16 protein-coding genes are annotated in these 14557 nt (G+C 62.7%); 3 read left to right on the top strand and 13 right to left on the bottom strand.

Annotated elements, in window-relative coordinates; all coding sequences use genetic code 11:
• Nucleotides 1-4: 4 nt before the first annotated feature.
• The 10 genes from GV002_RS03770 to GV002_RS03725 form a co-directional block, all read right to left on the bottom strand.
• Entirely contained in the window at nt 5-283 is a 279-nt protein-coding gene (locus GV002_RS03770) for a DUF493 domain-containing protein (protein WP_160017115.1), read from the bottom strand.
• Between the two features lie 64 nt (nt 284-347).
• Entirely contained in the window at nt 348-1523 is a 1176-nt protein-coding gene (locus GV002_RS03765; RefSeq protein ID WP_160017114.1) for a D-alanyl-D-alanine carboxypeptidase family protein, read from the bottom strand.
• A gap of 111 nt (nt 1524-1634) precedes the next feature.
• On the bottom strand, nt 1635-2648 hold the full coding sequence (locus GV002_RS03760; RefSeq protein ID WP_160017113.1) for a septal ring lytic transglycosylase RlpA family protein: 1014 nt from the start codon (nt 2646-2648) through the stop codon (nt 1635-1637).
• Complete coding sequence (gene mltB, locus GV002_RS03755) at nt 2645-3655, bottom strand: lytic murein transglycosylase B (protein ID WP_160017112.1); 1011 nt, start codon at nt 3653-3655, stop codon at nt 2645-2647. The genes GV002_RS03760 and mltB overlap by 4 nt, the downstream gene beginning before the upstream one ends.
• A gap of 19 nt (nt 3656-3674) precedes the next feature.
• Entirely contained in the window at nt 3675-4778 is a 1104-nt protein-coding gene (gene rodA, locus GV002_RS03750) for a rod shape-determining protein RodA (RefSeq protein WP_178094656.1), read from the bottom strand.
• A gap of 38 nt (nt 4779-4816) precedes the next feature.
• Complete coding sequence (gene mrdA, locus GV002_RS03745; RefSeq protein WP_160017110.1) at nt 4817-6709, bottom strand: penicillin-binding protein 2; 1893 nt, start codon at nt 6707-6709, stop codon at nt 4817-4819.
• Nucleotides 6710-6719: 10 nt separating this feature from the next.
• Nucleotides 6720-7187, bottom strand: coding sequence for a 23S rRNA (pseudouridine(1915)-N(3))-methyltransferase RlmH (gene rlmH, locus GV002_RS03740; protein ID WP_160017109.1), 468 nt, complete (start codon nt 7185-7187; stop codon nt 6720-6722).
• A 9-nt stretch (nt 7188-7196) separates the two neighbouring features.
• On the bottom strand, nt 7197-7550 hold the full coding sequence (gene rsfS, locus GV002_RS03735) for a ribosome silencing factor (protein WP_003240193.1): 354 nt from the start codon (nt 7548-7550) through the stop codon (nt 7197-7199).
• A 66-nt stretch (nt 7551-7616) separates the two neighbouring features.
• Nucleotides 7617-8276, bottom strand: coding sequence for a nicotinate-nucleotide adenylyltransferase (gene nadD, locus GV002_RS03730; protein WP_160017108.1), 660 nt, complete (start codon nt 8274-8276; stop codon nt 7617-7619).
• A complete protein-coding gene (locus GV002_RS03725; RefSeq protein ID WP_160017107.1) occupies nt 8277-9542 on the bottom strand; it encodes a glutamate-5-semialdehyde dehydrogenase in 1266 nt (421 codons plus the stop codon). It lies immediately after the preceding gene.
• A gap of 245 nt (nt 9543-9787) precedes the next feature.
• On the opposite strand from GV002_RS03725, the gene GV002_RS03720 reads away from it, so the two are divergent.
• Together GV002_RS03720 and GV002_RS03715 are read left to right on the top strand one after the other, a co-directional pair.
• The gene (locus GV002_RS03720) at nt 9788-10507 is read left to right on the top strand and encodes a DNA-3-methyladenine glycosylase (protein ID WP_160017106.1); all 720 of its coding nucleotides are present in this window, start codon (nt 9788-9790) and stop codon (nt 10505-10507) included.
• Nucleotides 10504-11820, top strand: coding sequence for a bifunctional DedA family/phosphatase PAP2 family protein (locus tag GV002_RS03715; protein WP_160017105.1), 1317 nt, complete (start codon nt 10504-10506; stop codon nt 11818-11820). Before GV002_RS03720 ends, GV002_RS03715 begins: the two co-directional genes overlap by 4 nt.
• A gap of 9 nt (nt 11821-11829) precedes the next feature.
• Here GV002_RS03715 and GV002_RS03710 read toward each other — a convergent pair whose 3' ends face one another.
• The 3 genes from GV002_RS03710 to GV002_RS03700 all read right to left on the bottom strand — a co-directional run bounded on the left by GV002_RS03710 (nt 11830) and on the right by GV002_RS03700 (nt 13548).
• Entirely contained in the window at nt 11830-12414 is a 585-nt protein-coding gene (locus GV002_RS03710) for an LON peptidase substrate-binding domain-containing protein (protein WP_160017104.1), read from the bottom strand.
• Nucleotides 12415-12475: 61 nt separating this feature from the next.
• Nucleotides 12476-13192 (bottom strand): LrgB family protein, encoded by a 717-nt coding sequence (locus tag GV002_RS03705; protein ID WP_160017103.1) that lies wholly within the window; start codon nt 13190-13192, stop codon nt 12476-12478.
• Entirely contained in the window at nt 13189-13548 is a 360-nt protein-coding gene (locus GV002_RS03700) for a CidA/LrgA family protein (protein ID WP_003463039.1), read from the bottom strand. Before GV002_RS03700 ends, GV002_RS03705 begins: the two co-directional genes overlap by 4 nt.
• Before the next feature lie 429 nt (nt 13549-13977).
• Here GV002_RS03700 and GV002_RS03695 point away from each other — a divergent pair, with 429 nt between their 5' ends.
• On the top strand, nt 13978-14433 hold the full coding sequence (locus GV002_RS03695) for a MaoC family dehydratase (RefSeq protein WP_160017102.1): 456 nt from the start codon (nt 13978-13980) through the stop codon (nt 14431-14433).
• The last annotated feature ends 124 nt before the right edge of the window (nt 14434-14557 follow it).

Below are 14557 nucleotides of genomic sequence, written 5' to 3'. Positions count from 1 at the left end.
GGTATCACAGCACCATGTGCACGCGGCCGGTGGCACGCAGGTCAACGTGAATCGCCTGCAATTGCTCGACACCGGTGGCAGTGATCAGCACCTGAACAGAAAGGAAGTTACCGTTGCGGCTGTCGCGCATCACCAGCGTGGATGCATCCAGATCCGGGGCGTGACGCTGGATCACTTCGATCACCAGGTCGGAGAAACCCTCACCGGCGGTACCGATCACCTTGATCGGGTAACGCTCGCAGGGGAATTCGATTTTTGGCGGTTGAACATCGTTATCGGTCATGGCATCAGCGGGCTTGTGGCCCGTCCGTAAGAGGGCCGCCCCGAGCTGGAGCGGCCAGGCTAAATCAGTTGAACAGGCCGAAGAAGAACAGGCGAATGCTGTCCCACAGGCGACGCAGCAGACCGCCCTCTTCTACCGATTCCAGCGCTACCAGGTCAGTACTGCGCACCACTTCATCACCCAGTTTGACTTCGACCTTGCCGATCACGTCGCCCTGCTGGATCGGCGCGATCAGCTGCGGGTTGAGGACCATGCTGGCCTGCAGCTTTTCCAACTGCCCCTTGGGCAAGGTCATGGTCAGGTCTTCAGCCAGACCAGCCTTGACCTGATTCGCAGCACCTTTCCAGACGGTGGCCTGCGCCAGTTCTGCGCCCTTCTGGTAGAAGGTACGGCTTTCGAAGAAACGGAAGCCGTAGGTCAGCAGCTTCTGGGTTTCCGCTGCGCGGGCCTGCTCGCTGTCGGTACCGAATACCGAGGTGATCATGCGCGCGCCATCACGCACGGCCGAGGCCACCAGGCAGAAACCGGCTTCCTGGGTGTGGCCGGTCTTCAGGCCGTCGACAGTGCGGTCACGCCACAGCAGCAGGTTGCGGTTGGGCTGCTTGATGTTGTTCCAGAGGAACTCCTTCTGCGAGTAGATCGCGTAATGCTCGGCGTCTTCATCGATGATCGCGCGGGCCAGAATGGCCATGTCATGAGCGCTGGAGTAGTGCTCGGGATGCGGCAGCCCGGTGGCATTCATGAAGTGGCTGTTCTTCATACCGAGGCGCTCGGCGGTGACGTTCATCATGTCGGCGAAGGCATCTTCGCTACCGGCGATGTACTCGGCGATGGCGATGCTGGCATCGTTGCCGGACTGGATGATGATGCCGTGCAGCAGGTCGTCGACCGTCGCCTGGCTGTTCAGCGGCAGGAACATGGTGGAGCCACCGGAGGCGGCACCGCCGGTGCGCCAGGCGTGCTCGCTGATGGTCACCAGATCCTGCTCGCCGATCTTGCCGTTACGGATTTCCAGGGTGGCGATGTAGGCGGTCATCAGCTTGGTCAGGCTGGCGGGCGGCAGGCGCTCGTCACCATTGTTCTCGACCAGGATATTGCCGCTGGCGGCATCCATCAGAACGTAGGATTTAGCGGCCAGTTGCGGCGCCGCAGGCACCACCTGCTGGTTGGCCATTGCAAGTGGCGCGGCCAGAAGGGTCAGTACCAGTGAAGCACGTTGCACGAAGCTGGTGATGTTCATCCGTCTCTCGAAAAATCATTGCTTGGGTTGTACGGCCCCGAAGGGCCATCTTTCGACTCGCTATCAAGGCGAGCCTCGGATTTAGTCCGGCAAAAGCCGGTTAAGTTGCCATCAGTCGGCGCGCACCAGCGTGGGCTGCCCCAGGTTGGCCAGGCGCAGGCTGCTCTGCAGCTGCTCAGCCTCGCCCTGGTTGCTGATCGGCCCCATTCGGACCCGATGCAGGATCTGCTGGTCGCGAACCACTGAGCTGATGAACACCGGCACACTGCTGGTCTGGCTCAGCTTGGACTTGAGCAGCTCCGCAGCGTCCGGATTGGCGAAGGCTCCCACCTGGAGATACAGGCCAGAGGCTCCGAGTGAATCGTTTTTTTTTGCGTCGATCTGCACGGGCACCACCGCAGCGGCGTGCTGCGCGGGCGGCGGCGCGTACTGCTCGACGACCTGCGGCACAGGCTGCACCACGGGCTGAGCAACGGCAGCCTTGGCCGGCTGGTTGTTGGCCAGTACCAGCGGGACCGGGCGGCCCTGCTGTGCCCACCACTCATGTGGGTCGATGCCTTCTACCTTGACTCGCGCAGTGCCTTTCTCGGCATAGCCGAGCTTCTTCGCTGCAGCGAAGGACAGATCGATGATGCGGTCCGAGTAGAACGGCCCACGATCATTGACCCGCAGGATCACGACCTTGCCGTTCTCGAGGTTGGTCACTCGTACATAGCTGGGCAGCGGCAATGTCTTGTGCGCTGCGGTCATGCCGTACAGATCGTAGGTTTCGCCGTTGGCAGTGGCCTGGCCATGGAACTTGGTGCCGTACCAGGAAGCCGGACCGACCGCCTGGTAGCGACGGGCATCCTGAATCGGGTAGTACTGCTTGCCGAACACCACATAGGGGCTGGCCTTGACCGGCCCGTAATGTGGCATGGGGATGGCGTCCTGAATCTTCGAGACGTCGACGTCCCACCAGGGTGCGCCATCCCTGTGTGGTCGGTTGAAATCCTCCGGGCCAGAGATACCGGCAGACTGACCGGGCGTCACTGCTGGCTGCGGTGCACGCTTGGAAGAGCAGCTTGCCAGCAACAGCGCCGCCGTTACGCAGGCTGCCAGCGGCAGCAGTTTGGACGCACTCATCGATTACCCCGCGTTTCGACCAGCAGTTCGGCCAGTTGGTTGACCGCCATGGCATACATCACGCTGCGATTGTAGCGGGTGATGGTGTAGAAGTTGGGTAAACCGAACCAGTATTCGTCACCTTCCGCGCCTTGCAGACGAAACGCAGTCACCGGTAAATCCTCGGCCAGCTTGTCTCCGCTCTTCCAGCCCAGCTCGCGCAGCTCGGCTACGTTCTTCACCGGATCCAGGCCTTGCGTCAGGCCTTCCTCGACGCGAGTACCGCTGGCTTCGACGCGACTGGCGACCTGACCGCCGGCCTGCCAACCATGGCGTTTGAAATAGCTGGCAACACTGCCGATGGCGTCGGTCGGGTTGCTCCAGATGTTGATATGGCCGTCACCGTCGAAGTCCACTGCGTAAGCACGGAAACTGCTCGGCATGAACTGCGGCAGGCCCATGGCACCCGCGTAAGAGCCTTTGAGGGTGATCGGGTCGACCTGTTCCTCACGGGTCAGCAACAGAAACTCACGCAGTTCCTTGCGGAAGAACGGCGCACGCGGCGGGTAGTCGAAGGCCAGGGTCGACAGTGCATCCATCACCCGCCAACTGCCGGTATTGCCGCCGTAGAACGTTTCCACGCCAATGATGGCGACGATGAACTGCGGCGGCACGCCGTACTCGGCTTCGGCCTTCTCCAGCGCCGCCTGGTTCTTGTTCCAGAACTCGACACCCTGGGCGATACGCTTGTCGGTGATGAAGATCGGGCGATAGTCCTTCCAGGGTTTGACCTTTTCAGCCGGACGCGAAATGGCGTCGAGAATCGCCTGCTTGCGCTCTACCTCGGCAAACAGGCTGACCAGTTGCTCACTGGCGAAGCCATAGTCACGGGTCATTTCCTCGACGAACTCGGCTACCTGCGGCGAGCCGTCGTAATCGGCAGCCAGCGCCTGGACGCTTGTGCCGAGCACGCCGGCGACGCCGACTCCGATGAACGTACGAGCAGCCCAACTACGCAAAGAATGCATTGACTCAAAACCCCCAAAATCAAACCTGAGCGATCCACTTTCTGTGAGTGTGGATCGCCATCAATATCCCGAAGCCTGACAACAGCGTGACCAGATGGGTTCCGCCATAACTAATGAAGGGCAGCGGAACCCCAACCACCGGCAGCAGCCCGCTGACCATGCCGATGTTGACGAATACGTAGACAAAGAAGGTCATGGTCAGCGCCCCTGCCAGCAACTTGCCGAACAGCGTCTGCGCCTGGGCGGTAATCACCAGGCCACGCGCCAGCAACAGCAGATACAGCAGCAACAACAGACAGACGCCGACCAGGCCGAACTCCTCCGCGAGCACGGCAATGATAAAGTCCGTGTGGCTTTCCGGCAAAAAATCCAGGTGCGACTGGGTACCCAGCAGCCAGCCCTTGCCCAATACGCCGCCGGAACCGATGGCAGCCTTGGACTGGATGATGTTCCAGCCCGACCCCAGCGGATCGCTTTCCGGGTTGAGGAACGTCAGCACGCGCCGCTTCTGATAGTCGTGCATGACGAAGTACCACATACCCACCGCGATCGGCACAACGGCAGCGGCGGCACCGATTATCCAGCGCCACTGCAGGCCAGCCATGAACACCACGAAGGCTCCCGAGGCGAGAATAAGCAATGAGGTGCCAAGGTCCGGCTGTTTCAGGATCAGCACGAAGGGGATGCCGATCATCGTCAGGCTGACGACGATATGTTTGAAACGTGGCGGCAGGTTATGCCGTGACAGATACCAGGCAATGGTCATCGGCATGATGATTTTCATCAGCTCCGAGGGCTGGAAGCGGATCACGCCTGGGATATTGATCCAGCGTGTCGCCCCCATCGCCGTATGGCCCATCACCTCCACCGCCATCAGCAAGGCGACACCCGCCACGTAAGCAAGAGGTACCCAGCGCGCCATGAAGCGCGGGTCGAACTGGGCGATCACGATCACCGCGACCATGCCGAGGCCGAAGGACGATGCCTGCCTGAGCAGCAGGTCGATATTCTTGCCACTGGCCGAATAGAGAATGAACAGGCTGCCGGCACCCAGAATCAGCAACAGCAACAGCAACCAGCCATCGATATGCATACGCTGCAACAGACTGGCACGACGACGCAGTACGTCCTCATCGGACAGGGTACGGTCGAAATTACTGATCATCGCTGACTGACCTCGGCAGGCGTGGGCAACGCGAACTCGGCCTTGAGCTGACCGGTCTCCTTATCCAGTAGCCAGGCGTCCATCACCTGCTTGACCACGGGTGCAGCAACGCCAGAGCCTGACTCACCGTTCTCGACCATCACCGCCACGGCGATCTGCGGTTTCTGCGCAGGCGCGAAGCCAATGAACAGCGCATGGTCACGATGGCGCTCCTGTATCTTGTTACGGTCGTACTTCTCGCCCTGCTTGATCGCCACCACCTGCGCCGTACCGCTCTTGCCGGCGATGCGATAGACGGCGCTATCACCGACCTTGCGCGCCGTCCCGCGGGCACCGTGCAGTACCTCTTCCATGCCATGGATGCCATAGTCCCAGAACTTGGGATCGCGCAGGACGATATCCGGGATCGGGTTGGGGTCGACAGGCTGGCGGCCGTCAACGCTCTTGGCCAGGTGCGGACGAATCCACTTGCCGCGCGTGGCCATCAGCGCGGTGGCCTGCGCCAACTGCAGTGGCGTGGTCTGCATGTAACCCTGGCCGATGCCAAGAATCAGCGTCTCGCCCGGGTACCACGGCTGGCGATAACGCGCCCGCTTCCAGTCCCGCGAAGGCATCAGGCCGGCGGTTTCCTCGAACATGTCCAGTGCCACGCGCTGCCCGAGGCCGAAACGACTCATGTAGTCATGCATGCGGTCGACGCCCATCTTGTGCGCCAGATCGTAGAAATAGGTGTCATTGGAGCGCGCAATGGCCAGGTTCAGATCGACCCAGCCGTCACCGTTACGGTTCCAGTTGCGGTATTTGTGGCTGTGATTGGGCAACTGATAGAAGCCGGGATCGAACACCCGAGTAGTGGGGGTGACCACACCCGCATCGAGACCCGCCACGGCGACCATGGGTTTGATGGTCGACCCCGGCGGATAGAGACCGCGCAATACCCGGTTATATAAAGGCTGGTCGATGGAGTCTCGCAACTCGCCATAGGCCTTGAAGCTGATGCCGGTGACGAAAGGGTTTGGGTCGAAGCTCGGCTGACTGACCATCGCCAGCACTTCGCCGTTGTTCGGATCGATGGCTACCACTGCGCCTCTGCGACCGCCAAGCGCATTCTCCGCAGCCTCCTGCAGCTTCACGTCGAGGCTGAGGACGATGTCCTTGCCCGGCTTCGGATCGACGCGATTGAGCACACGCAACACGCGACCACGGGCGTTGGTCTCGACCTCTTCGTAGCCGACTTCCCCGTGCAGTTCTTCCTCATAGAAACGCTCGATACCGGTCTTGCCGATATGGTGCGTGCCCGCGTAGTCGGTCGGATCGAGACGCTGAAGTTCCTGCTCGTTGATGCGCCCGACGTAGCCGACCGAATGAGCGAAGTGTTCCTGCTGCGGATAGTGCCGCACCAGTTGCGCAGCCACCTCAACGCCCGGCAGGCGGAACTGGTTGACCGCGATGCGAGCGATCTGCTCTTCGGACAGTTCGAACAGGATCGGCACCGGCTCGAACGGGCGCCGGCCCTGGCGCACCCGACGCTCGAACAGCGCGCGCTCTTCCTCGGAAAGCTCCAGCACCTCGACCACCGTATCGAGCACGCCGCGCCAGTCACCAGCGCGCTCGCGGGTCACGGTGAGGCTGAAGCTCGGCCGGTTGTCAGCGATGATCACACCATTGCGGTCGTAGATCAGCCCACGAGTCGGGGGCAACGGTTGCACGTGAATGCGGTTGTTTTCCGCCAGGGTGCTGTGATGCTCGTACTGAATCACCTGCAGGTAGTACATGCGCAAGATCAGCACGCAGGTCAGCAGGATGATCACCGCGCCGCCGACGAGCACCCGGCGCTTGACCAGGCGAGCGTCCTTTTCGTGATCCTTGAGGCGAATCGGCTGCGGCATGACTAGGTGATCACTTGTGGTACGGATGGCCGGACAGCACGGTCCAGGCTCGGTAGATCTGCTCGCCAAGCAGGATACGCACCAGCGGATGCGGCAGGGTCAGTGGCGATAGCGACCAGCGCTGGTCGCTACGCGCGCAGACCTCCGGCGCCAGCCCTTCCGGGCCGCCGACCATGAGGTTGACGTTGCGCGCATCAAGACGCCAGCGATCCAGCTCCGCGGCCAACTGCTCGGTGCTCCATGGCTTGCCATGGACCTCCAGCGTGACGATACGTTCGCCGGGTTGCACCTTGCTCAGCATGGCCTCGCCTTCCTGACGGATCAGGCGGGCGATGTCGGCATTCTTGCCGCGGGTATTGAGGGGGATTTCCACCAGTTCCAGCGTTAATTCGGCAGGCAGACGCTTGACGTACTCCTGCCAGCCCTCCTCGACCCAGCGCGGCATGCGCGAACCGACGGCGATCAGTTTGATCCGCACGGTTTGCGCTTACTCGGCGCTGTGCTGAGCGCGGCTCTGCTCGGCGCCTTGCCACAGGCGTTCGAGGTCATAGAACTGGCGCGCGGTAGGCAGCATCACGTGCACGACGATGTCGCCCAGGTCGAGCAGAGCCCACTCGCCGCTGTCCAGACCTTCGCTGCCGATCGGGCGCACGCCCTGCTCCTTGACCTTTTCCAGCACGTTCTCCACCAGCGACTTGACCTGACGGCTGGAGCTACCGCTGGCAATCACCATGAAGTCGGTGATGCTGGTCTTGTCCTTGACGTCGATCACGGTGATGTCGGTCGCCTTGATCTCTTCCAGCGCCGCCACGGCGATCTTGACCAGCTCTTCGCTGGGCATGTTCTGCTTGCTCATAAATGACTCATTTGCCTCGTGTAATGGACGCCAGCGCACATGCGCGACGTTTCAAGCATGGGGCGCACGGTACAGATCGTGCGCTTGGATGTAGGCCAGTACCGCATCCGGCAGCAGGTATCGCGCCGAGCGGTCGGTTGCCAGCAAGTGGCGAATCTGCGTGGCGGAAATCGCCAGCGGAGTCTGCCAGATGAAACTGATCTGCCCGCCAGCACCCTGCAGGCTCAGCGGGTCGCTGACACTGCGCGCGGCCAGCAGATCGCGCAGCGCCTCGGGCGCCTCGCTGTCGGCATCCGGCCGTTGCAATACCAGCAGGTGGCAATGCTCGAGCAACTCCTGCCAGCGATGCCAGCTCGGCAAGCCGCAGAAAGCGTCCCAGCCGAGCAGCAGAAACAACTGATCGTCCGCCGCCAGCTCGGCGCGCACCGACTCCAGCGTGTCGACCGTATACGACGGTTTGTCGCGGCGCAGCTCGCGGTCATCGACCGTCAGCCGCATCTCGCCAGCCACCGCCAGTTCGACCATGGCCAGACGCTGCTCGGCCGTTGCCTGCGGCGTGTCGCGATGCGGCGGTCTGGCGCTGGGAATCAGACGCAGCTCGTCCAGCGCCATGAACTCGGCCACTTCCAGTGCGGCACGCAGATGCCCGATATGCACCGGGTTGAAGGTACCGCCGAGCAGGCCGATGCGTCGGGCGCCGATCCGTTTCATTTATGTGCGAATGTGTCCATCGCCAAAGACCACGTACTTCTCGCTGGTCAGGCCCTCCAGGCCAACCGGGCCGCGTGCGTGCAGCTTGTCAGTGGAGATACCGATCTCCGCGCCCAGGCCGTACTCGAAACCATCGGCAAAGCGGGTCGAGGCATTGATCATCACCGAAGCGGAATCCACCTCGGTGAGGAAGCGCCGGGCATCGCTGAAGTTCTCGGTGATGATCGAGTCGGTGTGCTGGGAGCCGTAATGGTTGATGTGCTCGATGGCCGCATCCAGCGAATCGACGATGCGAATCGCCAGAATCGGTGCGTTGTACTCGGCGAACCAGTCGTCCTCGCTCGCTTGAAGCACATCGCTGCCGAGCAGCTGGCGGGTGGCGGCATCACCGCGCAACTCCACGCCCTTGTCGCGGTAGATGGCGGCCAACGGCGGCAGCACGCGCGCGGCGATGGCCTGGTGCACCAGAAGGGTTTCCATGGCGTTGCACGGCGAGTAGCGCTGGGTCTTGGCGTTGTCGCAGACGCGGATGGCCTTGTCGAGATCGGCAGCGACATCGACGTAAACGTGGCAAACGCCGTCCAGATGTTTGATCACCGGCACCTTGGCGTCGCGGCTGATGCGCTCGATCAGGCCCTTGCCACCGCGCGGCACGATGACGTCGACGTATTCGGGCATGGTGATCAGCTCACCGACGGCAGCGCGGTCAGTGGTTTCCACCACCTGCACGGCAGCCGCCGGCAAATCGGCCTCGGCCAGCCCCTGCTGGATGCAGCGGGCAATCGCCTGGTTGGAATGAATGGCCTCGGAGCCGCCACGCAGGATGGTAGCGTTGCCGGACTTCAGGCACAGGCTGGCCGCATCGATGGTCACGTTCGGACGCGACTCGTAGATGATGCCGATAACGCCCAGCGGCACGCGCATCTTGCCGACCTGGATACCGGACGGCAGGTAGCGCATGCCCTGAATCTCGCCGATCGGGTCAGGCAGGGTCGCAACCTGGCGCAGCCCTTCGATCATGCTGTCGATCACCTTTGGCGTCAGCGCCAGGCGGTCGACCATGGCCGGCTCCAGACCGTTGGCGCGGGCGGCAGCCAAGTCCAGTTCGTTGGCGGCGGCAAGCTCGGTGCGAGCGGCGTCGAGGGCGTTGGCAGCCGCCTGCAGCGCGCGATTCTTCTGCGCGGTGCTGGCGCGGGCGAGCACCCGCGAGGCCTGGCGGGCGGCCTGGCCCAGGCGGGTCATGTAGTCGTGCACGGACTCGGTCATGGCGGCGGAGGTCTGGCAATTGGAAAAAGGGGCTGATTATAGCGGGCTCGCAAGTCCACGCCCAGCGGCGTCTGGCAAGCGGTAGGCAGCTCGTCCGCCAGGTGCTGAATGCTGGGCAATGCCGGACGTCGCGGGTGTAACGCGCCAAGGGGCAGACATGGGCACGACGGGAGCAGGAACGTTCAGGCATTTTTAAGCTTCTTGTTGTTATGCTCGCCGCCCGAGACCAAGCCCCCATACGACAGATGACAGCAGTCGAACCCACCCTCAGTGTGCCCTGGCCCGACGCCAGGCCATTGCCCGATACCTTCTTCGATCGCGACGCGCAGTTGCTGGCCCGCGAGTTGCTCGGCAAGGTCATCCGCCATCGCGTCGGCGCGCTGTGGCTGAGCGCGCGGATCATCGAGACCGAGGCCTATTACCTGGTCGACAAGGGCAGCCACGCATCGCTCGGCTACACCGAGAAGCGCAAGGCACTGTTCGCTGATGGCGGGCACATCTATATGTACTACGCGCGCGGCGGCGATTCGCTGAACTTCAGTGCCCATGGGCCCGGCAACGCGGTGCTGATCAAATCCGCGCATCCCTGGGTCGATGCCTTCAGCGGCCCCGATGCCCTGGCGGCTATGCAACGCAACAACCCGAGCAGCCTCGGCCAGCCCCGCGCCCCCGAACGCCTGTGCGCCGGACAGACACTACTGTGCAAGGCGCTGGGCCTGAAAGTACCGGACTGGGATGCGCGCCGCTTCGACCCACAGCAGCTGTTCGTCGAGGATGTCGGAGAACGACCGCATACGATCATCCAGTGCGCACGACTGGGTATTCCCAAGGGCCGCGACGAACATCTGCCCTACCGTTTCGTTGATGCTGCCTACGCCCGCCATTGCACACGCAACCCTCTGCGCCGTGGGCAGGTCGAAGGGCGTGATTATCAATTATTGAGCGTTTCGGGAGCAGAACGATGAGCGCCTGGCTGGACAACCTGACCACCTGGTTGAGTGGCAACCCGCAATGGCTGGGCCTGGCAATCTTCCTTATCGCTCTGCTCGAGTGCCTGGCACTGGTGGGTATTCTGCTGCCCGGCGTGGTGCTGCTGTTCAGCGTCGCCCTGCTGGCCGGCAGCGGCATACTGACGCTGTGGCAGACGTTGCTGCTGGCCTACGCCGGAGCGCTGTGTGGCGACATGATTTCCTATTCGCTGGGCAGACGCTTCAAGCACAACATCGGCCGCCTGCCGGTGTTGCGTCACCACCCGCAGTGGCTCCTGCGCGCCGAGCTCTATTTCCGCCATTACGGCGTGGCCAGTCTGCTGGTCGGTCGCTTCATCGGCCCGCTGCGCCCCATGCTGCCGCTGGTAGCCGGCATGCTGAACATGCCACTGCTGCGCTTCATTCTGGTCAGCCTGGTGGCGGCAGCCGGCTGGGCGGTGGCTTACCTGTTGCCGGGCTGGGCGACCGGTGCCGCCCTGCGCCTGCCAATGGCGGAAGGCTTCTGGACCGAAGCAGCGGTGCTGCTGGCCGGTATTGGCTTGATCCTGCTGCTGACCATTCAGGCCAGCCTGGCGGAAAAACCGCGCGCCAGCCTGTTGGGCGGCGGCCTCAGCCTGTTGCTGTTGATAGCCATCGTCATTGGCTGGCCGCATCTCGATGCACTGGATCAAGGCCTGATGACGCTGGTCCAGGAACAACGCCAGGCACATCTCGATCGCTGGATCGGCACCATCACACGACTAGGCGACTTCCATATCCAGCTTGTAGCAGCAGCGGTGCTGTGCACCTTATTGCTGCTGGCTCGCCGCTGGCATCACCTGCTGTTCGCCGGTTCGACGCTACTGATCACAGCCCTGGGCAACACCACCCTCAAGCATGGTTTTGCCCGGGCGCGCCCCGACGTATTGAGTGAGCCACTGACCACGTTCAGCTTTCCCAGCGGCCATAGCTCGGCAGCCTTTGCCTTCTTCCTGGTGCTGGGAGTGCTGGCCGGCCGCGGTCAATCGGCGCGACTGCGCCTGGCCTGGCTGGTAGTGGCATGCCTGCCGGCTCTGGCGATCGCTTTGTCGCGGGTCTACCTTGGCGTGCACTGGCCCAGCGACATCATCGCCGGCGCCCTGCTGGCTTCAGCCGTCTGCGGCCTTAGCCTGGCGCTGTGTCAGCGCCAGGAAACGCTGCCGGCGCTACCGGCGCGCCTGTGGTGGATCGTCCTGCCGGCCTGTCTCGCGGTACTGGGCGCCATGGCGACCTGGCAGCTGTCCACCGCGCTGCTGCGTTATTCCTACTGACGCGTCGCTTCAGGCATTGCCCTGGAGCATTTCCAGCATGGCGTGCAGTTGTTCCAGGCGCAGGGCCGGGTCATCGAGTTGAAGTAACTGCAGTTTCTGCGCCGGCTCCAGTGGCAGCAGATAGGCCAGCTGATTGGCCAACTGCTGCTGCCCGGCGACCACGCTCGTCATGCCCAGGCCAGCCACCAGCGGATGCTCGGCCAGGGCAGCGTGCAGGGCGGCCAGATCGGCATGCTCGGCCTGCAGCGGGCTGTTTGCCTGCTCCTCCAGCCACTGCACCTCGGCGACGGTCAGTTGGTCAGGCATGACCTGAGCTCGCTCGACATGAAAACGCCGCCCGCCTTCGACACGAATCCCCAGCAGACCATTGGTGCGCTGCTGAAAGTCGCGCACCAATGCCTCGCAGCCAATAGCGGAGAAACTACTGGCGGCTTCGCCGACTTCATCCCCCTCGACGATGCACACCACACCGAAGCCACTGCCCTGTTTCATGCAGCGGCTGATCATGTCCAGATAGCGCGCCTCGAATATCTGCAGGTCGAGCACGCAGCCGGGAAACAGTACGGTATTGAGAGGGAACAGCGGCAGATTCATGGTTTCACAGCCTGTTATCAATGCAGTGGTGCCAGGGCATCAGTGATCGCCTGGCAGGCTCTCACAGCAGCAGAGCAATCGCCAGAGGCAACAGCACGGCGGTAATCACCCCCATCAGGCTCATCGCCAAAGCCGCGAAAGCACCACATTCGTCGCTCTCCTGCAGCGCTCGCGCCGTACCCACGGCGTGCGCGGTGATACCCAGCGCCATGCCCTGCGCGGCCGGATGATGAACCCTGCACAGACGTAGAATGGACGGCCCGACTATGGCGCCGATGACCCCGGTGATCATCACGAACACCGCCGCCAGCGCCGCGATACCGCCAATCTGATCGGCCACCAGCATGGCGATAGGCGAGGTCACCGACTTGGGCGCCATGCTCATCAGCATCAGTCGCTCGGCGCCGAACAGCCAGGCCAGCCCCGCTCCAAGCACGGTGGCGAAGGTGCCTGCGACCAGCAAGGTCAGGATGATCGGCCAGAACAGCTGGCGAATCCGCCGCAGATTGAGATACAGCGGCACCGCCAGGGCCACGGTGGCCGGGCCAAGCAACAGCGTCAGCGCCGCGACGCTGCCCCGGTACTCGGCGAAACTCAGACCGCACAACAACAGAATGCCGATCACCGTGAGCATCGATACCAGCACCGGCTGCAGAAATACCCAGCGGGTGCGCTCGTAGGCGGCCATGGCCAGTTGATAAGCGCCCAGGGTGATGCCGATGCCGAACAACGGGTGATGGGTCAGCGCCTGCCAGGCACCCTGCCAATCGGGACTCATACGTCCTCCCGGCGCTGCTGACGCTCGATCAGTTTCTGCATCAGCCAGCCGGCGAAGGCCAGCGACACCAGCAGCGACAGCACCAGCGCACCGACCACCGCCCAGAAGTCGGCGGCGATGTCGCTGGCGTAAGCCATCACGCCCACGGCCGGTGGCACCAAAATCAGCGGCAGGTACTTGAGCAGGCTACTGGACGCGACGCTCAGCGGTTCCCCCACCTCGCCGCGCAGCATGAGAAAGACGAACAAAAGCAGCATGCCGATGATAGGCCCCGGCAGCATCGGTAACAGCAGGACATTGAGAACGGTACCCAGCAACTGGCACAGCACCAGCCAGGAAAGGCCGCGAAGCAGCATGTTTGAGGTCTCCAGAAGACGAGCGATGGCCGCGTTTCCGCTCGCGAGTAGGCCGCTGAAAAACGTAGGCGAGGCAGTCAGTGCAACACCGATGGCGGCCCCGCAAAAACAGGCGAGAAAGCGCAGTTTACGAGTTGTAAATGAGCATTCTGATCGGACTCGCGCACGAGCCTGTTTTTAACGCAGCAATGGCAACGTAGGTAGTTTTTCAGCGACCTACCAGAGGGGATTCCGGGCATCTGTTGAGGCATGTCGGCCATTATAGGCGCGATGCCCCCTCGCTGGCCCCTGTATTGCTTCGTCAGGCTGGCCTATGCCGTGCCATTCAGTCAATCAAGGCAGGCTTGACCCGCTGCCGGCCCCGTGATGATCTAGGCCGCAACGGTTTCACGCACACAATAAAAACACCCGTGTCCTCAAGGAGGAACTATGCCGTTCGTACCCGTAGCAGAGCTCAAGGACTATGTTGGCAAGGAACTCGGCAAGTCCGAGTGGCTGACCATCGACCAGCAGCGCATCAATCAGTTCGCCGAGTGCACCGGCGATCACCAATTCATCCACGTCGACCCGGAAAAGGCCAAGCTGACCCCCTTCGGCACCACCATCGCCCACGGCTTCCTGTCGTTGTCGCTGGTGCCGATGCTGATGGAAAAGATCATGATCATGCCGCAGGGCCTGAAGATGGCGGTGAATTACGGCCTCGACAGCGTGCGCTTCATCCAGCCGGTCAAGGTTGACTCCAAGGTGCGTCTGACGGTAACCCTGACCGACGCCACCGAGAAGAACCCCGGCCAGTGGCTGCTCAAGGCCCGCGCCGTACTGGAGATCGAAGGCCAGGAAAAGCCGGCCTATATTGCCGAACCCTTGACCCTCTGCTTCGTCTGACCCTGACTGTTCCCGTTTCCGGCGGCAGCCGCCGGGGCGGGAGCGTTCTCGCATCAGCAAAGCGTGAGACTCGGCAACGCAAGCGTCCAGGCTTGCGGCATACTGCGGGCAAAGCACCGACCTG

This window comes from Pseudomonas sp. 8O (assembly GCF_902506495.1).
In the GTDB taxonomy this organism is placed as follows: Bacteria; Pseudomonadota; Gammaproteobacteria; order Pseudomonadales; family Pseudomonadaceae; genus Aquipseudomonas; species Aquipseudomonas chaetocerotis.
This window is presented reverse-complemented; position numbering and strand designations above follow the sequence as displayed.